Origin of the sequence: Shinella zoogloeoides (assembly GCF_022682305.1) — a bacterium.
GTDB lineage: Bacteria > Pseudomonadota > Alphaproteobacteria > Rhizobiales > Rhizobiaceae > Shinella > Shinella zoogloeoides_B.
Map to the genome: position 1 here is coordinate 1,077,483 of NZ_CP093528.1, position 19,133 is coordinate 1,096,615.

Annotated in this window: 23 protein-coding genes, 1 tRNA gene and 1 pseudogene; 18 read left to right on the forward strand and 7 right to left on the reverse strand. The window is 62.4% G+C overall.

The features are described 5' to 3' along the window. The first annotated feature begins 122 nt into the window (after window positions 1-122). From MOE34_RS05540 to MOE34_RS25570, 15 genes and pseudogenes are all read left to right on the forward strand, one after another. Window positions 123-857, forward strand: coding sequence for a S1 family peptidase (locus MOE34_RS05540; RefSeq protein WP_242221746.1), 735 nt, complete (start codon window positions 123-125; stop codon window positions 855-857). Further along, complete coding sequence (locus tag MOE34_RS05545) at window positions 854-1,306, forward strand: hypothetical protein (RefSeq protein ID WP_242221748.1); 453 nt, start codon at window positions 854-856, stop codon at window positions 1,304-1,306. Before MOE34_RS05540 ends, MOE34_RS05545 begins: the two co-directional genes overlap by 4 nt. Next, window positions 1,306-1,836, forward strand: a complete 531-nt coding sequence (locus tag MOE34_RS05550; protein ID WP_242221750.1) for a hypothetical protein — start codon at window positions 1,306-1,308, stop codon at window positions 1,834-1,836. The genes MOE34_RS05545 and MOE34_RS05550 overlap by 1 nt, the downstream gene beginning before the upstream one ends. Then, entirely contained in the window at window positions 1,836-2,051 is a 216-nt protein-coding gene (locus MOE34_RS05555) for a hypothetical protein (RefSeq protein WP_242221752.1), read from the forward strand. Before MOE34_RS05550 ends, MOE34_RS05555 begins: the two co-directional genes overlap by 1 nt. Next, window positions 2,048-2,470 (forward strand): hypothetical protein, encoded by a 423-nt coding sequence (locus MOE34_RS05560; RefSeq protein WP_242221754.1) that lies wholly within the window; start codon window positions 2,048-2,050, stop codon window positions 2,468-2,470. The genes MOE34_RS05555 and MOE34_RS05560 overlap by 4 nt, the downstream gene beginning before the upstream one ends. Further along, window positions 2,467-2,610 carry a hypothetical protein gene (locus MOE34_RS05565; protein WP_242221756.1) on the forward strand — a complete coding sequence of 48 codons (144 nt, stop codon included), beginning with the start codon at window positions 2,467-2,469 and terminating at the stop codon, window positions 2,608-2,610. The genes MOE34_RS05560 and MOE34_RS05565 overlap by 4 nt, the downstream gene beginning before the upstream one ends. Next, complete coding sequence (locus MOE34_RS05570) at window positions 2,607-2,987, forward strand: hypothetical protein (protein ID WP_242221757.1); 381 nt, start codon at window positions 2,607-2,609, stop codon at window positions 2,985-2,987. The genes MOE34_RS05565 and MOE34_RS05570 overlap by 4 nt, the downstream gene beginning before the upstream one ends. Next, on the forward strand, window positions 2,962-4,221 hold the full coding sequence (locus MOE34_RS05575; RefSeq protein WP_242221758.1) for an oxidoreductase: 1,260 nt from the start codon (window positions 2,962-2,964) through the stop codon (window positions 4,219-4,221). Before MOE34_RS05570 ends, MOE34_RS05575 begins: the two co-directional genes overlap by 26 nt. A gap of 123 nt (window positions 4,222-4,344) precedes the next feature. Beyond that, window positions 4,345-4,749, forward strand: a complete 405-nt coding sequence (locus MOE34_RS05580) for a hypothetical protein (protein ID WP_242221760.1) — start codon at window positions 4,345-4,347, stop codon at window positions 4,747-4,749. Then, window positions 4,749-5,456, forward strand: a complete 708-nt coding sequence (locus MOE34_RS05585; RefSeq protein ID WP_242221761.1) for a metallophosphoesterase — start codon at window positions 4,749-4,751, stop codon at window positions 5,454-5,456. Before MOE34_RS05580 ends, MOE34_RS05585 begins: the two co-directional genes overlap by 1 nt. Beyond that, window positions 5,456-6,121 (forward strand): DUF1937 family protein, encoded by a 666-nt coding sequence (locus MOE34_RS05590; RefSeq protein WP_242221762.1) that lies wholly within the window; start codon window positions 5,456-5,458, stop codon window positions 6,119-6,121. Before MOE34_RS05585 ends, MOE34_RS05590 begins: the two co-directional genes overlap by 1 nt. Next, window positions 6,118-6,471 carry a CAP-Gly domain protein gene (locus MOE34_RS05595; protein WP_242221763.1) on the forward strand — a complete coding sequence of 118 codons (354 nt, stop codon included), beginning with the start codon at window positions 6,118-6,120 and terminating at the stop codon, window positions 6,469-6,471. The genes MOE34_RS05590 and MOE34_RS05595 overlap by 4 nt, the downstream gene beginning before the upstream one ends. Window positions 6,472-6,616: 145 nt before the next feature. Then, complete coding sequence (locus MOE34_RS05600; protein WP_242221765.1) at window positions 6,617-7,258, forward strand: deoxynucleotide monophosphate kinase; 642 nt, start codon at window positions 6,617-6,619, stop codon at window positions 7,256-7,258. An 82-nt stretch (window positions 7,259-7,340) separates the two neighbouring features. Then, a complete protein-coding gene (locus tag MOE34_RS05605; RefSeq protein ID WP_242221767.1) occupies window positions 7,341-7,664 on the forward strand; it encodes a hypothetical protein in 324 nt (107 codons plus the stop codon). A 410-nt stretch (window positions 7,665-8,074) separates the two neighbouring features. Continuing rightward, window positions 8,075-8,434: pseudogene (locus MOE34_RS25570) on the forward strand (tyrosine-type recombinase/integrase); the annotation flags it as partial. A gap of 140 nt (window positions 8,435-8,574) precedes the next feature. Here MOE34_RS25570 and MOE34_RS05610 read toward each other — a convergent pair. From MOE34_RS05610 to MOE34_RS05620, 3 genes are all read right to left on the reverse strand, one after another. After that, window positions 8,575-8,676, reverse strand: a tRNA-Ser gene (locus MOE34_RS05610). A 286-nt stretch (window positions 8,677-8,962) separates the two neighbouring features. After that, complete coding sequence (locus MOE34_RS05615) at window positions 8,963-9,877, reverse strand: tyrosine-type recombinase/integrase (RefSeq protein ID WP_242221769.1); 915 nt, start codon at window positions 9,875-9,877, stop codon at window positions 8,963-8,965. 149 nt (window positions 9,878-10,026) lie between these two features. Then, window positions 10,027-11,163 carry a porin gene (locus MOE34_RS05620; protein WP_242221771.1) on the reverse strand — a complete coding sequence of 379 codons (1,137 nt, stop codon included), beginning with the start codon at window positions 11,161-11,163 and terminating at the stop codon, window positions 10,027-10,029. A gap of 699 nt (window positions 11,164-11,862) precedes the next feature. Between MOE34_RS05620 and MOE34_RS05625 the strand changes: the two genes are divergently transcribed. Beyond that, a complete protein-coding gene (locus MOE34_RS05625; protein WP_242221773.1) occupies window positions 11,863-12,957 on the forward strand; it encodes a porin in 1,095 nt (364 codons plus the stop codon). A 143-nt stretch (window positions 12,958-13,100) separates the two neighbouring features. Here the strand turns inward: MOE34_RS05625 and MOE34_RS05630 are convergent, their stop codons facing one another. Continuing rightward, window positions 13,101-13,976, reverse strand: coding sequence for an alpha/beta fold hydrolase (locus tag MOE34_RS05630; protein WP_242221774.1), 876 nt, complete (start codon window positions 13,974-13,976; stop codon window positions 13,101-13,103). 81 nt (window positions 13,977-14,057) lie between these two features. After that, window positions 14,058-16,127, reverse strand: coding sequence for a lytic transglycosylase domain-containing protein (locus MOE34_RS05635; RefSeq protein ID WP_242221776.1), 2,070 nt, complete (start codon window positions 16,125-16,127; stop codon window positions 14,058-14,060). A gap of 326 nt (window positions 16,128-16,453) precedes the next feature. Between MOE34_RS05635 and dapA the strand changes: the two genes are divergently transcribed. Both dapA and smpB read left to right on the forward strand, forming a co-directional pair. Next, entirely contained in the window at window positions 16,454-17,338 is an 885-nt protein-coding gene (gene dapA / locus MOE34_RS05640) for a 4-hydroxy-tetrahydrodipicolinate synthase (RefSeq protein WP_242221779.1), read from the forward strand. A gap of 1 nt (window position 17,339) precedes the next feature. Then, window positions 17,340-17,819, forward strand: coding sequence for an SsrA-binding protein SmpB (gene smpB, locus MOE34_RS05645; protein ID WP_242221781.1), 480 nt, complete (start codon window positions 17,340-17,342; stop codon window positions 17,817-17,819). 76 nt (window positions 17,820-17,895) lie between these two features. Here the strand turns inward: smpB and MOE34_RS05650 are convergent, their stop codons facing one another. Together MOE34_RS05650 and MOE34_RS05655 are read right to left on the reverse strand one after the other, a co-directional pair. Then, a complete protein-coding gene (locus MOE34_RS05650) occupies window positions 17,896-18,372 on the reverse strand; it encodes a hypothetical protein (RefSeq protein WP_242221783.1) in 477 nt (158 codons plus the stop codon). 166 nt (window positions 18,373-18,538) lie between these two features. Then, a complete protein-coding gene (locus MOE34_RS05655) occupies window positions 18,539-19,072 on the reverse strand; it encodes a GNAT family N-acetyltransferase (protein ID WP_242221784.1) in 534 nt (177 codons plus the stop codon). Between the last annotated feature and the right edge of the window lie 61 nt (window positions 19,073-19,133).

Genomic DNA, 19,133 nt, shown 5'->3' on the forward strand with positions numbered 1-19,133 from the left:
ACAAAATTGTAAAAATGAACTAGTGTTGAGAAATTGGCGCTACCACCGCCAATCTTTGCGGTCATTGCCGCCAAGCGGCGCCGCCTACCAAGCGGCCCTTACCACAAATAGAGGAGGCATCGATGAGTCTGTTCAGACGCATATCATTGCTTGCCGTTACTGCGCTGGCGGTTGCGGTCGTACTGTTCACGCCTACCGCTGCGGCGTACATGTTCCCGATCATGCCGGCCGCACAGACCGTCATGGTCGAGCGGTCTGCGTACCGCGAAGCGGTGACGGAAGACGCGGCGCTGCTGATCAAGCGCCCCAACGGTCTCGGTTCGGCCGTCTACATAGGGCAGGGGCGCATCGTCACTGCGGCGCACGTCGTGGTCGGCGCCAAGGTCGTCTCGCTGAAATCAAGCGATGGGCGCATCTCCTCTGCAAGCGTCGTGGCAATCGACGAAAAGACCGACCTTGCAATCCTTCAGACCAGCATGCGGCTTCTGCCGGCCAATCTGTCTTGCGCAGCCGTGCCCGTCGGGACGCCGATCGTCGCCATTGGCAATCCGCTGGGGCAGGAATTTGTCTCGGCCTATGGGCGCATCGCGGGGGCGGCGAGACCCGTTGCGACTAGCCGCCTAGTCTACGTCACCGACATGACGACCGTCATGGGGCAATCGGGGAGTGGTGTGTGGGCGGACAGCAAGGTGATTGGCATCGTCTCCGCCGTGATGCTGGCGCCGCTGCAAGTGCCCGGTCGCGATGGCGTCTACGTGCCGTCGCTCGTCGGCTTCGGGTTCGTTGTGCCGTCTACGCTGGTCTGCGAGATGATCGCGAAGTTGGATGCGGAACCAGCGAAAGGTGGCGCTGTATGACCGCCCGCCTCATCATCCTGAACGTCTGCTGGCTTGCGGCGCTGCTGGCGGCCACTATCCTCGGCTACACAGCCTTCGTCTTCAACGGCGACGGCTCCTATGTGTCTTACGTGATTGCCGCCATCCTGGCCTGCAGCGTCATTGCGGCTGGCTGGCGCACCGAACACATCCTGCCGGCCGCATGGCTCTGTGAAACGCTTGGCTTCGTCGGGACGCTGATCGGCATCACGATCGGGCTGGCTGGCGTGGACGTGAGCGCCCTGCAATCCACGGAAGGCGTGATTGCGGCTGGCAACGCGCTGTTCGGCGGAATGTCCACGGCGTTCTGCTCGACGATCACCGGGGCGATTGCGATGTTGTGGCTTTGGTCGGTGAGCAAGGTGGTGGGTGCGGGTAAGGGTGCGCCGCCCAATGTGACTAGTGTCGTCACGGTCAAGGCGGCAGAGTGATGCTGAAACTCGACGCGCTCTTCAACTTCCTCGGCGTCCTCATTTTCTTCATCGTCGCGCTGATTGCACAGGTCAACCCGCCGACTGATCCGCGGATCGACCCGCCGGGCAACATGATCGTCTCGGCGACATGGCCATCTGGCAAGATTGACGTGGATCTATGGGTGCGACACGGGCGCGAGCCGGCCGTGGGGTATTCGAACAAGTCGGGCAAAACGTGGTCGCTTCTGCGCGATGACCTGGGCGACGCGAATGACGGCACGCCGCTTAACTACGAGCACGCCATTTCACGCGGCCTCCCCGACGGCGAGTACATCGTCAATCTCCGTTGCTACGGCTGCGCCGGAAAGGTGCCGGTTCCTGTGGCCACGGAAGTGCGGCTGGCTACTGGCGAGTTGATCTGGTCCGGCGTTGTGACGCTGGTCAGCGACAAGCAGGAGAAGACCGCGCTGCGGTTCGTCATGCGGGCAGGCAAGGTCGTGCCGGGGTCGGCAAGCCATGTTTTCAGAGAGATAAGAGGAGCGAAGTGATGGCTAAGATTGAAATCGAGTGGCTGACGTCTAGTAGCGAAGACTGCGAGACCTGCGGCCCGTCCTACGCGGAAGGTGCATGGGTTTCCATCGACGGGGCTTCGGCTCTTAACCTAGAGCCCCATGCCTCATGCTTCGGCGGCGCAAGCTACGATCGAGAAGACGTGTATCGGCGCATTCTTGCTCACCTTGGCCATGAGGTCGTTGATCTATGACCCACGCCCTCCTCCTCTGGCTGGCCACCGTCATCGCCATCGGCGTCGTCGCAGCCGTCAACCCCAATCGCCGCCAGGCCATCGCCTTCGCAATCGTCGCAGCGGCCACCATCGCAATCCCTGTCGCTGCGCTAAGCTATCCGTCGTCGTGGCTGCCTTCAGGTCCGCAGACCGTCCTCGGCGCCCGCATCGATGTCGGGAAGGCCATCTATGTGATGCTGGACGGCCCGGAGCCCCGCCTGTTCGTCCTGCCGTACACCGAGCAGACGGCACAGCAACTCCAACAGGCGCAGGACGGTACGGCTGACGGCGAGGGCACTGTCGTCATGACGCAAGGCGAGGACGGCTCGCCGGGCTTCGCCGAAGAAGAGGCGGAAGGCCGCAACCCATCGAAGAGCGCGGAGGTGCCGCTGCTATGAGCGCCTTGATCCTTACTGAGCCCGAGCGGTCAGTCATGGTTGCGCAAACCATCTGGCTCTGCGGCGGGCTGACAGTCGCCATGGCTGCGCTGATCTTCTTCGCATGGTGGTTCTGGTATCCGGAGGTGTCTGACTTATGAACCTTTCCGCAATGTACCGCGAGATCGAGGCGCTAGGCGGCGCAACGATCATGGACGACTACGACGAAGGCTATACGGACGGCTTGAACGACGCGCTGGCCGTGCTGCGGAAGTTCGGCTTCGGCCTGGATATGGCGCCGGTAGCGGAATGGCGGACGATAGAGAGCGCGCCGAGGGATGGCACTGAAATACTCGGCGCGGTGGCCGGTTCGAGTGGAACGGCGAGCGTCACCTGCATGATTGAGGGTGAGTGGGAGTGTTCTGATTTTGACGAACATGACTACCTACCCTGCACTTGGTGGCCCACCCACTGGATACCGCTTCCCAGCCCGCCAACCAATGAGGAACCACATGACCACACCACCCCTGACCGATGAACAGCTTGCCGACGCCGTTGCCGCCATGCAGGCGCACGGCAACCAAATTGCTGCGGCATCCGCCCTTGGCCTTGCCAGATCCAGCTTGCAGAACCGCCTCAAGCGGGCGGCGGAGCGGGGGCTGCTTGGTCCGGCGGAGACGATGCCGGGCTTTGCCATCAAGAGCGTCGCGAGCAAGCAGGGCGACGCTTGGGTAAAGCAGACTAAGGCGCCGGGTGAGGTGTTCGAACTCCCCGTTGGTCAGGTTGTGAAAGGCGTGTCGGCCCTCGTGGATTCGGATGGGCGGGAAGTTGCTAAGTGGATCAAGACGCGGAGCGACGAAGCGGCGCAACAGGCCGCTATGCGGGCCGCCATTGAGGCGCTGAAAGATGAGATTCCTCGCGCCGAGCCGGTAGCTGCGCCCGCGCACACAATCGACGATCTCCTCAACCAGTACACGATCACCGATCACCACCTCGGGGCACTCGCATGGAACGAGGAGACGCGCGCGGGTGACTACGACCTTCGAATTGGTGAACAACTGATCATCGACTGGTTTGCAGCCGCGATCGCCCAGTCTCCGCCGGCTAAGCGGGCGGTTTTCGCTCAGCTCGGGGATTTCCTCCACTACGATTCGTTCAAGAGCATCACGCCTGAACATGGCCATCTGCTGGACAGCGACTCGCGCTACCCAAAGATGGTGCGCGCCGCTATCCGGATCGTCCGCAAGGTCATCCGTATGCTTCTGGAGAAGCACGAGCATCTGGACGTGATCATGTGCGATGCCAACCATGATCCGGCAGGTGAGGTCTGGCTGCGCGAAATGCTTGCCGCTTTCTATGACGACGAGCCGCGCGTCACCGTCGACACCAACCCAGGCACCTATTCCGTGATTGAGCATGGCAATGTTTCGCTGTTCTATCATCACGGTCATCGCCGTGGCGTCAAGAACGTCGACTCCATCCTCGTCGGCAAGTTTCGCAAGGTCTATGGCCGAACGAGCCTGAGTTACGCCCATACCGGACACAGGCATTCTGACGAGCTCAAGACGACCGACCTGATGAAGGTCGAGCAACACGAAACGCTCGCGGCTCCAGACGCCTACGGTTCCAACTGGCTATCTGGTCGATCGGCCAAGGTCATCACGTACCACAAAGATTTCGGCGAAGATGGACGCGTCATTCTGTCGGCAGCGCGCGTGATGGGGCGGTATGCGGCGGCCAACGACAACGTTCCGGTGAGGGCAGCGGCATAGTCACCGTTAGGGGCGCGCCAACGCAGCATCGCAACCCATCCATGAAGCGCGTGCCCCGCTTTTTTCAAGCCACCACCCCGCCGGCTACCAACCGGCTGGCTACCACCAAGAGGAGAGAATCACATGATGCCTGTTTTCAGAATCGCCAACGACAACACCCCGAACCACGCCGCCGCCATCAATCTGTTTGCGGCCGACTGCCATGCAGCAAGCCGCAAGGCCGGCTGGTACACGAACCCGACGACGGGCCTGGCGCTTGAGCGAAACGTGCCGGAAATGCTCTGCCTGATTCACAGCGAGATCAGCGAGGCCATGGAAGGCTACCGGAAGGACTTGCCTGACGACAAGCTGCCGCATCGACGCGCTGTGGAAGTCGAACTCGCCGACGCCATGATCCGCATTGGCGATCTGGCCACCTATCTCGGCTGCGACCTTGGCGGCGCGATCGTCGAGAAGATGGCTTTCAATGCGACCCGCGAAGATCACAAGCTGGAAGCCCGCAAGGCTGCCGGCGGGAAGGCGTTTTGATGGCCAAAACCTTCATCATCGCCGACCTGCACGGACGGCACGACCTGCTGCTCATGGCCATCGAACGCATCGAGCAATCCAGCCACAGCGGCGGCACGGTCGTCTTCACGGGCGACTATGTCGATCGCGGCCCAGCCAGTCGGCAGGTAATCGAAACCCTCATGGCCGGACCGCAGACGCCCCGCTGGAAGTGGGTATGCCTTCAAGGCAACCACGAGGAAATCATGCTGGCCGGCTGCATGGGCGTCCTGCACTGGTGGCTTCCAAATGGCGGCGGCGCGACTCTGATTTCCTACGGAGCCGAGAACGGCGGAGACGCGCGCGAGGCGCTGAAGCTTGTTCCGAAAGAGCATCTTCAGTGGATCCGTGACCTGCCGCTCTACTACGAGGATGCGCACCGCGTGTTCGTCCATGCCGGCGTTGACGAGACGCTCGACCTCGCCGATACGCCCTCAAAAGTCCTGCAATGGCACCTCTATGGCCGCGACTACCCGCACGGCTATCGCGGGAAGCACGTCGTTCACGGCCACGAGCAATACGAGGACGGCCCGGTTCTGAACGCCGACCGCTCGGATTTCGACACCCTCGCATGGTGGACGGGGCGGCTGGTTGTCGGCGTCTTCGACGATGACGTTCCGGGTGGACCTGTTTCGACGATCGAGATCAAGGGGCCGTCCATCCAGGAACTGCAGAAGGAGACCGCGTGATGGCTATACCGGAGTCGCAAAAACCTTATAACGAACTTGCCACCACCACCTTCGGCCCGCTCGAGAAGTATCGGCCGGCGAATGATAATGTGCCGGCAACGCATGTGGCGGCTGGCATGAGCGTGGACTCGGCCGGCAACATGCGGCCGATGCTTCCGCAGCCTGAATTCGACCGCGGCATCTACGTCGGGCTGAGACGTCCCCCGTCCACGGACAGCGGACATTTCCACGGCGACAACCCGCACATGGAGATGACGCCGGAGGATCGTCTGCCGCCCGGTCTCGCCCTCATGGCCGCAACCAATGGCTATATCTACCTCGGCTCGCCCTACAGCAAGTACGAGGCCGGCCACGATGCGGCGGCCCGCGTTGTTGCGGATGCTGCGGCATCTCTGATGCGGCGCGGCCTGGTTATCTACTCGCCGATTGCGCACGGCCATGCGGTCGCGGCTCATGGCCTGCCGCTCGAATGGGACTTCTGGAAGGCGCAATGCCAGCCGCTCATTGACGGGGCGTCCGGCCTGATCGTCCTCACCATGGACGGATGGCAGGAATCGGTCGGTCTGCAATACGAGATTGAGGAGTTCGTGCGGACCGGGCGGCCCATTCTGCACGTGTCACCGGCCTGGCTGGTGGCTAGTGAAGTGGGGAGGGTGGCGGCATGACCCACCAATTCTACGTCGGCCAGAAAGTGGCCTGCATCAATGCTACCTTCGCCCATGTCTCCATCGACCAGCAGATCCGAGAGGGCGAGGTCTACACCGTCCGCGAGGTTCTGCCGTGGAAGAACTATGTCGATGGGGAATACATCGGCCTGCGGCTCGTCGAGATCGATCGCGGCGTCTGCGGTGAATACGGCGACGTGGATCCACCATTCCATGCCCGTCGCTTCCGCCCGCTTGTGGCCGACCGCCTGGGTTCGCTCAGGGCGTTGCTTGTGCCGGGGCAACCGTTGGCGCCTGCGCCAGAGGAACCGCGCCGTAGGGCGCCAGTGAAAGAGGAGGAGAATGTGTGAACCGATGGTGCAGATACCTGCCGTACGCCCTAATCGTCTGGTTCGCCAAACATAAGCTGGAGCAATTCAAGACGGAGGCCGGTATTACAATGACCACCCCATTTTCAGGCGAGATCGTCGCCTTCCGCACAGAGGAGGAAAAGCCATGACCCACGAACCACAGCTTGCCGCCCTCGGCGCGGCGATCGGGAAGTGGGGTACTGAAGACAGCGCGTCTGCCTACCAGCGCGATCACAGGCCCCACGCCGCCAACGACAACTACCCCCGCGTCGTTGCGCTCACCGGCGCGGCCGGCAGCGGAAAATCCACGGCAGCCGACTACCTGATCCGTCACCACGGCTATGAGCGCGTGAAGTTCGCAGGCCCTTTGAAAGCGATGCTGAAGGCGGCAGGCCTCACAGACAATCAGATCGAGGGCACGGACAAGGAGAAGCCGACGCGGTTGCTGCAAGGGAAGACGCCGCGGCACGCGATGCAAACCCTCGGCCATGAGTGGGGGCGCAATTGCATCGGGGAGGGGTTCTGGGTGTTCTTGTTTGAGCACGCCGCGCTTCAGATCGTCGATAATGGTGGCCGCGTAGTCGTAGACGACCTTCGCTTCCCCAACGAGGCGGCCGCAGTGCGCGCCCTGGGCGGCGTCATCATCAAACTGGAGGGCAGGGGCGGCATTTCCGGCGGGCACGAATCGGAAAAGGGCTGCGGCACTTGGGATGGCGTCATAGTCAATGATGGCGGCATGGTCGATCTCTACGCCGGCGTCGAGGAAGCTATCAGGAGGGCGGCGTGAGCGCGCCGCCGCTGTAGCTATCTGCTGCTGCAACACTAAGCCCCGCCAGTCAAACGATGGGGTTCACCATAAGAGGAGAGCGATGCAACACGACAACGACAACATACCGGCCATCGACCGGCTCCTGACGCCAGAGGCCATTGCTGAGAGGATCACCGCTGCGAGTGGTGTTAGTATGTCGGCGCGCACTGTCTGGGAGAAAGCCAGACGGGTAGGTGTTTCAAGAAAGATAGGAAGAGCGATGCTCATCTCCATTGACGACATACCGGAATTGCTCAAAGAGGAAAAAACGAAATGGCGAAGTTATTCAAACGAGGGAAGGTCTACTACTTCGGCGTCAGTCGCCCCGACGGATACCACCGAGAAAGCACTGGCCTTACTTCGAAAAAGGAAGCTCAAGCGCTAGCTGAAGAGCGCGCCGCTCAAATAAGGCTGGCCGATCAGCGCGGCTTCGATGAAGAGAAGACGATAGCGGATGCGGCATACGCCTATCTGGCGGCAGGCAAGGACGGCAGGTTCCTTGGCCCCATCATCAAGAAGTGGGGGAAGCGCAAGCTGCGCGGACTAAAGCCGGAGTGGGTTCGTCAACACGCGAAGGATCTGTATCCAACCGCCTCTCCAGCCACATTAAACAGGCAAGTCCTGACCCCCGTGCAGGCGATAGTGAATTTCGCCTATCAGGACGAGGACGGCCGGCAGATCAAGATCAAGCGATTCCCTGTCGACCCGAAAAAGAAAGAGGCCGTTGATGCTGAGTGGCACGCCAAGTTCGCCGAGAAGTCAAAATCTCCAGGAATGACGGCCATGGCCCGGTTCATGTGGGAGACGGCGGCGCGCATCAGCGAGGCGTGCCGCGTCACGGCGAACGATGTTGACCTAGAGGCGCGGACGGTAATGCTCACCAAGACAAAGACCAAGCCTCGCCTGACGCGCATCTCTCCAGTCCTCGCAGAAATGCTTCGGCCGCTGATGGCCGTCGACCCCAAAAGGAACCGGCAGAACAAGAAGAAGGTGAACGGCCTCTTCGGCTACGCAAGCCGGCACGCCGTGTATAATGGGTGGAAGTCCGTGTGTGACGATGCCGGCATCACATATGCGCCGCCGCACTCTGCTGGCCGCGTCACGTTCGCCACGGAGCTTGTTGTCCGACGCGGTATAGACCCTGTTACCGCTGCACGCTTAGGTGGATGGGCCAGTCCAAAAGTGATGATGGATACGTACGCAAAGGCCGATCCGGCCCACGACGTCGTGGACGCCATCTTCGGCGAGAACGTCGAAAAAAGTGCACAAATCATGCACACGGAAGCATTGGAAAATGAAGAGGCTGATTTTATCAATGAAATCAGTGACTTGCAGGCAAAATCTGCCAGCAACCGCCCTTAGCAGGGGAGCGCCTTCGACCACTCGGCCACCTCTCCGCTCGCGGTTTCAGTATGCGGCATGGACTGGGATTGCAAGGCTTTTTTCGACTTTCCGGCGAAGATTTTACAGCTTGTCCCCGGATGTCAGGAAGGGGAGGCGGTGCTTGCGAAAGCCGGATTTCCAGCGCGTTTTCGCGAGGTTTCTGCGGGATTTTTTCTTGCCTCACTCCGGCGGCCGGCGGTCCCTCCGGGGAGGCCGAATGAGGCCGTGCGGGCCTGCCTCATTTCCCGGTCGGGATGATGGGGCCTTCTCGTGCCGAGCGATTCCCGGTGAAAGGAGACGCTACTTCGTGGCGCCGCGGGCGGCTCGCTCGAGGATCGGCACGCAGATATCGAGGTCGCCGGAGGCCAGATGCGCATAGCGCATGGTCATCTGCAGCGTCTGGTGGCCGAGCCAGGTCTGGACGCGCCGGATGTCGATGCCGCCCTGGACGAGCCGGGAGGCGCAGGTGTGGCGTAGGATATGCGGAACCACGTCCGGCTCCGTCCCAAGCCCGACCTCCTGCTTCGCCTCGTTCCAGGCGGCCCGGAACTGCGCCTGGACGATGTTCGCGAACGGTCCGCGCCTTCGTCTCTCGCAAGCTCGGACGGCGGCCGATGCCCGTTCGGTAAGAGGGACGGAGCGACTCCTGCCGCTCTTCGTCAGCCAGAAGGTGACGCGTTCGCCCTGTATATCCTGCCAGCGAAGGCCGATGCCTTCGCCGAGCCGTGCGCCGGTATCGATGAGGAAGATGCAGAATCGGCCGTAAAGATCGGATTTCTCCGAGATGGCCGCGAAAAGCCGCACTTCCTCTTCAGGCTCGAGAAAGCGGATGCGCCCCGCCTTTTCCTTGAGGCGCTTGAATTCCGGCAGGCTGCGGATATCGCCCATCTTGTAGGCCTTGCGCAGCAGCTTGCTCAGCGCGGCCATCTTCCTGTTGATCGTGGCATTGCTGTTGCCGCGCTGGCGCAGCCCGGCGACCAGCGTGTCCATCATCGCGTCGGTGAAGGCGGAAAACTCCGCGCCGAGCAGGATCTCATCGAGTTCGCCGATAAAAGAGGTCACATTGTATTTGTGGGAACCCGGTTCCCAGAGGATGTCCGCGTAACGGTCGAGAAGGGAGCGGAGGCGGGTGTGCCGGGCCGATCCCAGCCGCGTATTGTCCTGAAAATCGTATTTGAGGCTGTACGTCCCAGCCAATCGGATGGATTTCCCCATGTCAACCCCTTCTGCGTGCAGATTGATCGCGTATTGGTTGCATCTGAGGGTTGCGAAAGTACTGCGGATGCCCTCCCCATAAAGAGGGAGTTGAAAATGGAAAACCCGGCTTGAAAGCCGGGTTCCCGTTTTTGCGAAGCCAGACTGGCTTAGAAGTCGCGCTGCAGGCGGAGGAAGCCACGGGTGAAGTCTTCAGACTCACCGTCGACAGAGACGTTGTTGTAGTCAACCGTGCCGAGGAAATTCAGGCCGCTGACGACTTCGTAGCCAACGGTCAGACCAACGCGCCACATATCGCTGCCGCTGTAGAAGCCGCCCGGAAGACCCAGGCTCTTGGTGGCGGAGAAGGCGTTCGGGTTCAGATTGTCGAAGTACTGAACGGCGGGGGTGAACGTCAGCTTGTCCGTTGCCTTGAAGGCGTAGGAAGCAGCAACGGTCCACTCGGAAGCAGTCCAGTAGTCGTTCGGGTCGGAAGCCCAGATGCCAGCGAGCTGGAGGGTGCCCGGACCAACGTCAGCCGACAGGATAGCGCGGATTGCGCCTTCGTCAGCCCAACCGTCGTAACCGCCGAGAACGTCGAGGTTCACGCCACCGAGCGAGAAGCCAACCGTACCGGCAACGCCGAGGTCATGATGCGTGCCGAGCGTTGCGTCGTCTGCGTCGTGTGCCTTGCCCGAGAGTTCGTCGAGCGAGATGCCTGCACGCCAGGTGCCGCCATCGTAGGTGTAAGCGATGGAGTCGAAGTTGGTGACGTTGCCGAGCGAGTCGGTTTCGCCGTTGATGCCGCTATCCCACCAGCTGTAGAAACGACCGACCTTGAAGCCGCCGAGTTCGATATAGGCTTCGTCGATGAAGAAGCTGTTGCTTTCGCTGCCGTAGAGATCGACCGACTCGCCCTCAAAGTCGGTAAGGCCGATGCCATGGCTGCCGGAAGCAGCTTCGATGTTCACGTAGCCACGGAGCGTGCCGAGTTCGGTGTCGCTGCGGGCGTCGAGGTTGATATCAACCAGGGTGTGAGCGTCCCAGTCCGAGCGATCGTTGTCCTTGCCCTGGAAGAGCGTGCCGATTTCGTCACGACCGAACGAGGTCTGGAAGCGAACGAAGCCGCCGATCTTGAGGCAAGTTTCGGTGCCCGGGATGTAGAAGAAGCCGGTGCCGAAGGCGTCGCAGACGCGAACGTATTCCATGGGTTCCGGTTCGGCAGCGACGATGGCGTCGGCGGCCTGTGCGCCGGAAACTGCTGCGAGAGCCGCAGCGGAGCCGATGAGAAGGCTCTTGATGTTCATTTCTGACCTCCAGTCAAAAACGGCCGGGCGTGCGTTCGGCACGCTGGAGATCAACTTCTGGCGGACACTCTATATATATAAGGTGAGATCCGGCGGGCGATTTCGATGCCGGAAAATAGCATCTCAGAGTGGCATGGCAGTTTTCCCTCCCCAGGAAGAAGGGAAGCAAGCTGCGGGCCGCCGCTATATGGCGACGGCAGGGATTCGAGATGCATGCTCTTTTCGGCGCAAGGCCATGGCCGCGACTCGGTGTCGAATCGCAGGCCGGCAAGGGCGGCGATTCTCGCGCCCGGCACCATTTCATGAGAGAGAGGAATGCGGCTGCGGCCCGGAAAAAGGCCCACTCTGCCTCTTGAAGAACCGGTTTTGCCCCGTTCCTGCCGGGTTTGTGGCAGGGGGAATGTGGGGCGCGGCACTGCTAAGTGCCCGCTTCATAAGGATTTTTGTTAAGAATCTATAAACTTTTAGCTATCCGCTCGGCCATTTTGTGTCCTTTGCGCAACAGCGCTGTGCGAAGGCTGCCACAAATCCCGTCCTGTTTCAGTTTGGAGATTGCTTACCGGGGCGCGTCTTGTATTTTCAGCTTCGGAAGCAGGGGCGGTTGATCGTCCGCTTCCTGAACTTGGGGATGGGGCAGGGAACGCTGTCCTTCAGCAAAAAACCCAGACCCGTTTGAAACTTTTTGACTGGAGGTCAGAAATGAACATCAAGAGCCTTCTCATCGGCTCCGCTGCGGCTCTCGCAGCAGTTTCCGGCGCACAGGCCGCCGACGCCATCGTCGCTGCCGAACCGGAACCCATGGAATACGTTCGCGTCTGCGACGCCTTCGGCACCGGCTTCTTCTACATCCCGGGCACCGAAACCTGCCTCAAGATCGGCGGCTTCGTTCGATTCCAGACCTCGTTCGGTCGTGACGAATACTCTGAATTCTTCCAGGGTATGGACAGCGACCTTTCGGATTGGGACGCTCACACGCGCGTTGACATCAACTTCGACGCCCGTTCGGACACCGAACTCGGCACGCTCCGTGGCTTCATCAACATCGAAGCTAACTCGGGCAGCCATGGTGTCTCCGTTACCAACGTTAATGGCGTTGTTCAGCCTTACTACGCTCGTGAAGGCAACAGCTTCTTCATCGACGAAGCCTTCATCGAACTCGGCGGCTTCAAGGTCGGTCGTTTCTACAGCTGGTGGGATAGCGGCATCAACGGCGAAACCGACTCGCTCGGCAACGTCACCAACTTCGACTCCATCGCTTACACCTACGATGGCGGCACCTGGCGTGCAGGCATCTCGCTCGACGAACTTTCGGGCAATGCCGTGGACCCGAAGAACCTTGCTCTCGGCACGCACCACGACCTCGGCGTTGCCGGTACGGTTGGCTTCTCGCTCGGTGGCGTGAACCTCGACGTTCTCGGCGGTTACGACGGTTGGGCTGACGAAGGCGCAATCCGCGCTATCCTGTCGGCTGACGTTGGTCCGGGCACCTTCCAGCTCGCTGGCATCTGGGCTTCCGACCCGAACGTTTACTGGGCTGCTTCCGAGTGGACCGTTGCTGCTTCCTACGCCTTCAAGGCAACGGAAAAGCTGACGATCACCCCGGCCGCTCAGTACTTCGGCGACCTCGGCTTCAAGAGCGATGCTGACATGTGGCGCGTTGGTCTGACCGCTGGCTACCAGGTTGTTGAAGGTCTCGACCTGCTTGCAACGGTTGACTACAACAACGTTGACGTTTCCGGCGCAGACGACGAAGACTTCGTTCGCGGCTTCCTCCGCCTGCAGCGCAACTTCTAATCTGAAGTTAAGCTAAAGATTGACCCGCAGTCTCTTCGAGACTGCGGGTTTTTCATTTTTGGCGAACGGATCACGGCCGGCCGGAGAAAACCGGGCGCGCCGGTCTCATCCCCATTTTTGTTCGTTGTAAGTCGAATGAACCGCTAGAGGCGGTCCAGGAAGGTCTTTATCCGGGAAAACGGATCGGGATGGTGAAGGAGCGGGGCGTGACCCTGGCCTTTGGCGGTTGTCGTTTCCACGTTCGCACCATGCGCCGCCATGCGCGCCAGCGTCTCCTTCGAGAATAGCCGGGAATACTCGCCGCGCACCACGAGCAGGGGCTTGAGGGCGAGAAGCTCGAATTGCGGCCAGAGCGTCGGTAGCGGCTTGCTGAAATCGATGGCCTGCAATTGATCGGCCAGCTTCGGATCATGGTCGGCGGCGAGCCGGCCGTCCTTCTCCCGATAGATGGCTTCGGCCATTTCGAGCCAGTCGGCCCGCGTCAGCGCGGGGAATGTCGGGCCATGGATGGCCTCCAGCGCATCGGCGGCGTCCGCGAGGGTGGCCGGGAAGGAGCGTTTCCCCAGATAGTCGCGGATTTCCTTGAGGCCGGCGGCCTCGATCTCGGGGCCGATGTCGTTGAGCACGGCGCCGGCGATGAGGTCCGGCCGCAGGGCCGCCATGACATGCAGGATCAGCCCGCCGCGCGATGTGCCGACGAAAAGGGCCTCCTCGATGCCGAGCGCCGAACAGGCGGCGATGACGTCGCCGCATTCCACGGGGACATTGTAGTTGGCCGGGTTCTCGTCATCGGCGGAAAGGCCGCGTCCGCGGTAGTCGAGGCTGACGACGCGGCGGGGGGAGACGGGATCCTGCGACACCAGCAGGGCGAAGCGATGGAAGTCCCGCCCGTTCCGGCTGAGACCCGGCAGGCAGACGACGGCACGGCGGCCGCTTCCGCCGCCGGCCGGTGCATAGTCCCGCGCATGAAGCCGCAATCCATCCGGAGCGGAAATGAAACGGCTGGTGGAATGCGTCATGTGCCGGCGCCCGTATCTGGTTTGCGGCCAGACTAGAGAGGCCTTGAGGGCGAGGCAAGCCGCTCAAGCTGCCGGCGGCGATTACCGCCCCACACTCAAGTCGTGCACGATATCGGCCTTCTGGCCGAGCCGGGTCTTGTAGACCTGATAGTTCTCCATGACGCGCTGCACATAGCCGCGGGTCTCGGAGAAGGGGATGCGCTCGACCCAGTCGACGACCTCGTCGATGGGCTTGCCGCGCGGGTCGCCATAGCGGGCGATCCACTGCGGGACGCGGCGCGGGCCGGCATTATAGGCGATGAAGGTGAGCACGTAGGAGCCGCCGAAATCGCTGATCTGCTCGCCGAGATAATGCGCGCCGAGCGTGGCGTTGTAGGCCGCGTCCGTCGTCAGCCGCTCCTTCGAATAGGCGAGGCCGTAACGCTTCGCCACGCCTTCCGCAGTGCCGGGCATAAGCTGGAGCAGGCCACGTGCATTGGCGGGCGAGACTGCGGCGGGGTTGAAGGCGCTTTCCTGCCGGGCGATGGCATAAGCGAGCGCCTTGCCGGAGCCGGAAATATTGGCGCCGTCCGGGATGACGCCGATGGGGAAGGCGAGCGCCGCCACGTCGATGCCGCGCCCGAAGGCGATCTTGCCGATCTGCAGGGAAAGCTGGTGATTGCCTTCCTTCTCCGCCTGTGCGGCGAGAAGGGCGAGCTCGCCGGGACTCATCAGGTCACCGGCAAGCGCGCGGTAGAGGCTGTCGCCGCGCCAGCCGTGACCGGCGGCCTGCAGGCGGGCGATGGCCTGCACCGCCTCGCGCTGGTGGAAGCGTGCCCGTTCCTCGGCCGTTGGCGTCGGATATGAGACGTTCAGCGTCTTGCGGCCAAGCCGCGCGCCGGCAAGCTGGCCGTAGAAGGTGCCCGGGAAATTGGCCGCCTTGGAGAAATAGTCCTTCGCCTCGCCCGGGCCACCCTTTTCGGCCGCGCGGCCGAGCCAGTACCAGGCGCGGGAAACGGAGAGCGGGCGGTCGGAGGCTTGCAGGATTCGCCGGAAGTGCCTGGCGGCGGTCTTCGCCTCGCCAAGATCGCGCAGCGCATACCAGCCGGCATGGAACTCCGCCTCCACGATGTCCGCCGGATCGTCCGCGCCGTGGTGGGCGGCGACGCGATAGGCGTCGCGATAGTCGCCGAGATCGGCAAGGCCGCGGCTGACGATACGCTGCTCGTTCCACCAGGCACCGGGGTTGACGAGGCGAGCCGGCTCCTCCGGCATGGCGTCGAACAGTTTTGCCGCCGCGCGATACTCTTCCTTGTTCCGAAGGTTGCGGATGCGCAGATAGGTATAGGCCGGGTCCTGGTGCCAGCGGGCATCCACCGCCTTGATAAGGTCGCCGGCCGTCTTGCTCTTGCCGAGAACAGCCGCCCAGGCGCGGTAAAGCGACTGCGCCTTGCCGAGATCGCCGAAACGCTGCGCCTGTTCCGTGCGGTCGCGGTAGAGCAGCATGTCCATGCGCGCCTTGTGATCGGCGGCGGTGAGCAGCGTGCCGAACTCGCCGAGAATCTGGCTTTCGAGATCGGGCGAGAGCGTTTCCTTCTGCCAGAAGGATTGCAGGATCTCCGTGGCGCGCGCCGGATTGCCCGTCGCGACCAGCGCGCGGCTGAGCACGATGGCGCCCTCGGCCGTCTCCGGCCGCGTCGTGCCGAAGGCGGCAAGCACATCGGCCGTGGGTGGATTTTCCCGGGCGAGCGCCCGTTCGGAATGGGTGCGCAGCGCGGCGAGGCCCGGCCAGCCCTTCAGCTCGCGCTGGGCGTTCGCGATTTCCCAGGAGGGTACCCCGCGCTGGCCCGAAACGGCGATCGCCCAGGTCAGGATATGGCGGTCGAGGCTGCCCTCGGGCAGGCGGTCGCGCGCGGCGATGGCGGAGGCTGCATCGCGGTTGGAGAGTGCGTCGAGACCGTCGCGCAGGTCCGCGCTCACCGGCTGCATGCTGTCCGCGCGCGGAATGGCGCTTGTAATGAAATCCTTCGACGGCATGTCGGCGGCAAAGCCGAGCGGCTTCATCGCGGGTGTCGCGGCATTCTCCGCCTCGACGGAGGAGGGGCGCAGGGCAAGGCCGGCCACGCCGGCCAGCAGCAAGGTGCAAAGGATGAAACTGTTTCGCAAGATCATGCTACATCCCGGATACCTGCCAGCGGGCGGCGCGTCCGATCGTCACTTTCCGCCCGAATACCGACAATGATTAACCCTTTGTTGCCTTAACGAAACCTTAACCGCGGCCGTCACGAAGCCGTGAAGGCGGACCCTGACGAAGCGACGGGCCGGACAGGACGAATATTCGTTCGCCCGCGCCATTTCCGCCTTGTTCATGCATGAAAAACGCCTGCCGCGCCGCTTGCCGCATGACGGTCACATGATTATTGTGCGGCAGCTTTTTAACCACGGAATACGGCCAAAGCATGTAAGCCTCGCGGCTGCTCGGGCCTCAGGAGTTCTCGATGTTCAAGGGATCCATTCCCGCCCTCGTCACCCCCTTCACGAATGCCAGCACTGTCGACGAAGAAGCCTTCGCCGCGCATGTGGAGTGGCAGATCGGCGAAGGCAGCCACGGCCTCGTTCCGGTCGGCACCACCGGCGAATCGCCGACGCTGTCGCATGACGAGCACAAACGGGTGGTGGAGCTGTGCATCGAGGTTGCCGCCGGCCGTGTTCCCGTCATCGCCGGCGCGGGCTCCAACAACACGAAGGAAGCGATCGACCTTGCCCAGCACGCCGAAAAGGCGGGCGCGGATGCGATCCTCGTCGTGACGCCCTATTACAACAAGCCGACGCAGAAGGGGCTTTTCGCGCATTATGCGGCAATCGCCGAGGCCGTGAAGCTGCCGATCGTCATATACAACATCCCCGGCCGCTCCGTGGTCGACATGACGCCGGAGACGATGGGCGCGCTGCACAAGGCGCATCCGTCCATCATGGGCGTCAAGGATGCGACGGGCAAGATCGAGCGCGTTTCCGAACAGCGCATCGCCTGCGGCAAGGACTTCGTCCAGCTTTCCGGCGAGGATGCGACCGCGCTCGGCTTCAACGCCCATGGTGGCATCGGCTGCATCTCCGTTACCGCCAATGCCGCCCCGCGCCTGTGCGCCGATTTCCAGAAGGCGACGCTTGCCGGCGATTATGCCAAGGCCCTGGAATACCAGGACAAGCTGATGCCGCTGCACAAGGCGATCTTCATGGAGCCGGGCGTTTGCGGGGCGAAATACGCGCTGAACCGCACCCGCGGCCTCAACCGGACCGTTCGCTCGCCGCTGCTCTCCTCGCTTGAGCCGGCCACGGAGGCGGCAATCGACGCGGCGCTTCGCCACGCCGGCCTGCTGAACTGATATGGCGACGAAGGCACGTCCCACGACGATCAAGAAGGTTGTGGCGGAGAACCGCAAGGCCCGCTTCAACTACGAGATCATCGATACCTACGAGGCCGGTCTGGTGCTGACCGGCACGGAGGTCAAGTCGCTGCGTGAGGGCAAGGCCAATATCGCGGAATCCTACGCATCCGACGAGGACGGCGAAATCTGGCTGATCAACTCCTACCTGCCGGAATACCTGCAGGCGAACCGCTTCAACCATGAGACCCGCCGCCGCCGCAAGCTTCTGCTTTCCAAGCGCGAGATTCATCGCCTGCGCGTTGCGATCAACCGGGAAGGCATGACGCTCGTGCCGCTGAAGGTCTACTTCAACGACGTTGGCCGCGCGAAGATCGAGCTGGCTCTCGCCAAGGGCAAGAAGCTGCACGACAAGCGTGAGACCGAGAAGGAACGCGACTGGAACCGCCAGAAGGGCCGCTTGCTGCGCGAGCGCGGATAGGCCTGAAACGAAAAACGCGGCGCGCGATGGGCGTGCCGCGTTCTTGTCGGTCGAAGCAGGGCTTCGACAGTCTTTCCTAGAACTGATTGTAGATCTGCGCGATCACCGACTGGCGGGCGGCCTGGGCAAGCTGCGCGCCGGTCTGCTGTGCCGGCGCGTCCGGCGAGGGCGCGGGGTTGGTGCTCGGCGTGCGGGCGGTGAGGAACGACGACATCAGCGTGTTGAGGTCGTTGCTCTCGATGGCGAGGCGCGCCGTCGGGCTGCGTTCCGCCGCCACGCGGGCATCCGTGACCGCCGGCGTCGGGGAAACGGCTTGGGAGGGCAGGGCGGCAACGCCCGGCAGGCCGTTCGGCGCATAAAGGAAGCTGAGATCGCCGATCTCCTCCGCTATATCGGAGGGCGTGGCGACATGCGTGACCGGCTGGGGCTGGGAGAGCGCGGCGAGCGCTTCGACGGCGGGCCGGCTTTCGGCGGACGGGATGACCGCGCGCCTTTCAAGCGCGTTCGATGCTGCCCGGTAACTGCTGCCCGAAAGCGATACTGCGTCCACCATTCCTGGAATGTCCCAATGCGAAATAACTGTCGCTCTCGGGAATAGCAGGAGAGTCTTGCAGAACCCTAATGGGCGGCGCTGGCATTTGATTCAATGTTTAACGAAGCGTTGAACAGGCCGGATTTTCAGGTGTTCCGCGAGGCAGAAAACGGAACAATCCGGTTTTTCAGCCATCTTTCCACTCCGTATGGGCCATTTCGTACCAGACTTCGCCTTGCTCGCTGCCGGGGATAGGCGCGGGCCAGTCGATATGCTCGGTGCGCGTATGGCGCATGCCGAGTTTTTCCATGACACGGCGCGATGCGCCGTTCACCGCCATCGTGGTTGCCACGATCCTGTCGTAGCCGCCCTTCCTGAAACCCCAGTCGACAAGCGCTAAGGCGCCTTCCGAGGCCAATCCCTGTCCCCAATCCTTCCGGCACAGGCGATATCCAAGTTCGGCCACGGCCGCGTTCTCCGGCCAAAGGCAGAACCACCCGACGAAGGCGTCGCCGCCCGCGCGCCGCGCCGTCCAGACATGGGGTTCCGTTCCCCTTGGCATGAGGAACGTGCTGTTCGGATCGGGATTTTCAGGATCGACGGCGCATCCGCCATTCAGGAAGCGCATAACCTCGGGATCGCGCTCGAGATCGATGAAGTCGGTGCGGTCGCCCGGGTGACAGGGACGGAGCGTCAGTCGCGTCGTTTGCAAAACGGCCATTGTCGAACATCCGTCATATGATGTGTCCGAAACAGCCGTAGCGCGCCTTCCGGCCGAAGTC

Excerpts from the sequence above, each read along its gene's own strand:
- MOE34_RS05540 (WP_242221746.1), top strand. The coding sequence starts at position 123 with ATGAGTCTGTTCAGACGCATATCATTGCTTGCCGTTACTGCGCTGGCG.
- MOE34_RS05545 (WP_242221748.1), top strand. The coding sequence starts at position 854 with ATGACCGCCCGCCTCATCATCCTGAACGTCTGCTGGCTTGCGGCGCTG.
- MOE34_RS05550 (WP_242221750.1), top strand. The coding sequence starts at position 1,306 with ATGCTGAAACTCGACGCGCTCTTCAACTTCCTCGGCGTCCTCATTTTC.
- MOE34_RS05555 (WP_242221752.1), top strand. The coding sequence starts at position 1,836 with ATGGCTAAGATTGAAATCGAGTGGCTGACGTCTAGTAGCGAAGACTGC.
- MOE34_RS05560 (WP_242221754.1), top strand. The coding sequence starts at position 2,048 with ATGACCCACGCCCTCCTCCTCTGGCTGGCCACCGTCATCGCCATCGGC.
- MOE34_RS05565 (WP_242221756.1), top strand. The coding sequence starts at position 2,467 with ATGAGCGCCTTGATCCTTACTGAGCCCGAGCGGTCAGTCATGGTTGCG.
- MOE34_RS05570 (WP_242221757.1), top strand. The coding sequence starts at position 2,607 with ATGAACCTTTCCGCAATGTACCGCGAGATCGAGGCGCTAGGCGGCGCA.
- MOE34_RS05575 (WP_242221758.1), top strand. The coding sequence starts at position 2,962 with ATGACCACACCACCCCTGACCGATGAACAGCTTGCCGACGCCGTTGCC.
- MOE34_RS05580 (WP_242221760.1), top strand. The coding sequence starts at position 4,345 with ATGATGCCTGTTTTCAGAATCGCCAACGACAACACCCCGAACCACGCC.
- MOE34_RS05585 (WP_242221761.1), top strand. The coding sequence starts at position 4,749 with ATGGCCAAAACCTTCATCATCGCCGACCTGCACGGACGGCACGACCTG.
- MOE34_RS05590 (WP_242221762.1), top strand. The coding sequence starts at position 5,456 with ATGGCTATACCGGAGTCGCAAAAACCTTATAACGAACTTGCCACCACC.
- MOE34_RS05595 (WP_242221763.1), top strand. The coding sequence starts at position 6,118 with ATGACCCACCAATTCTACGTCGGCCAGAAAGTGGCCTGCATCAATGCT.
- MOE34_RS05600 (WP_242221765.1), top strand. The coding sequence starts at position 6,617 with ATGACCCACGAACCACAGCTTGCCGCCCTCGGCGCGGCGATCGGGAAG.
- MOE34_RS05605 (WP_242221767.1), top strand. The coding sequence starts at position 7,341 with ATGCAACACGACAACGACAACATACCGGCCATCGACCGGCTCCTGACG.
- MOE34_RS05615 (WP_242221769.1), bottom strand. The coding sequence starts at position 9,877 with ATGGGGAAATCCATCCGATTGGCTGGGACGTACAGCCTCAAATACGAT.
- MOE34_RS05620 (WP_242221771.1), bottom strand. The coding sequence starts at position 11,163 with ATGAACATCAAGAGCCTTCTCATCGGCTCCGCTGCGGCTCTCGCAGCA.
- MOE34_RS05625 (WP_242221773.1), top strand. The coding sequence starts at position 11,863 with ATGAACATCAAGAGCCTTCTCATCGGCTCCGCTGCGGCTCTCGCAGCA.
- MOE34_RS05630 (WP_242221774.1), bottom strand. The coding sequence starts at position 13,976 with ATGACGCATTCCACCAGCCGTTTCATTTCCGCTCCGGATGGATTGCGG.
- MOE34_RS05635 (WP_242221776.1), bottom strand. The coding sequence starts at position 16,127 with ATGATCTTGCGAAACAGTTTCATCCTTTGCACCTTGCTGCTGGCCGGC.
- dapA (WP_242221779.1), top strand. The coding sequence starts at position 16,454 with ATGTTCAAGGGATCCATTCCCGCCCTCGTCACCCCCTTCACGAATGCC.
- smpB (WP_242221781.1), top strand. The coding sequence starts at position 17,340 with ATGGCGACGAAGGCACGTCCCACGACGATCAAGAAGGTTGTGGCGGAG.
- MOE34_RS05650 (WP_242221783.1), bottom strand. The coding sequence starts at position 18,372 with ATGGTGGACGCAGTATCGCTTTCGGGCAGCAGTTACCGGGCAGCATCG.
- MOE34_RS05655 (WP_242221784.1), bottom strand. The coding sequence starts at position 19,072 with ATGGCCGTTTTGCAAACGACGCGACTGACGCTCCGTCCCTGTCACCCG.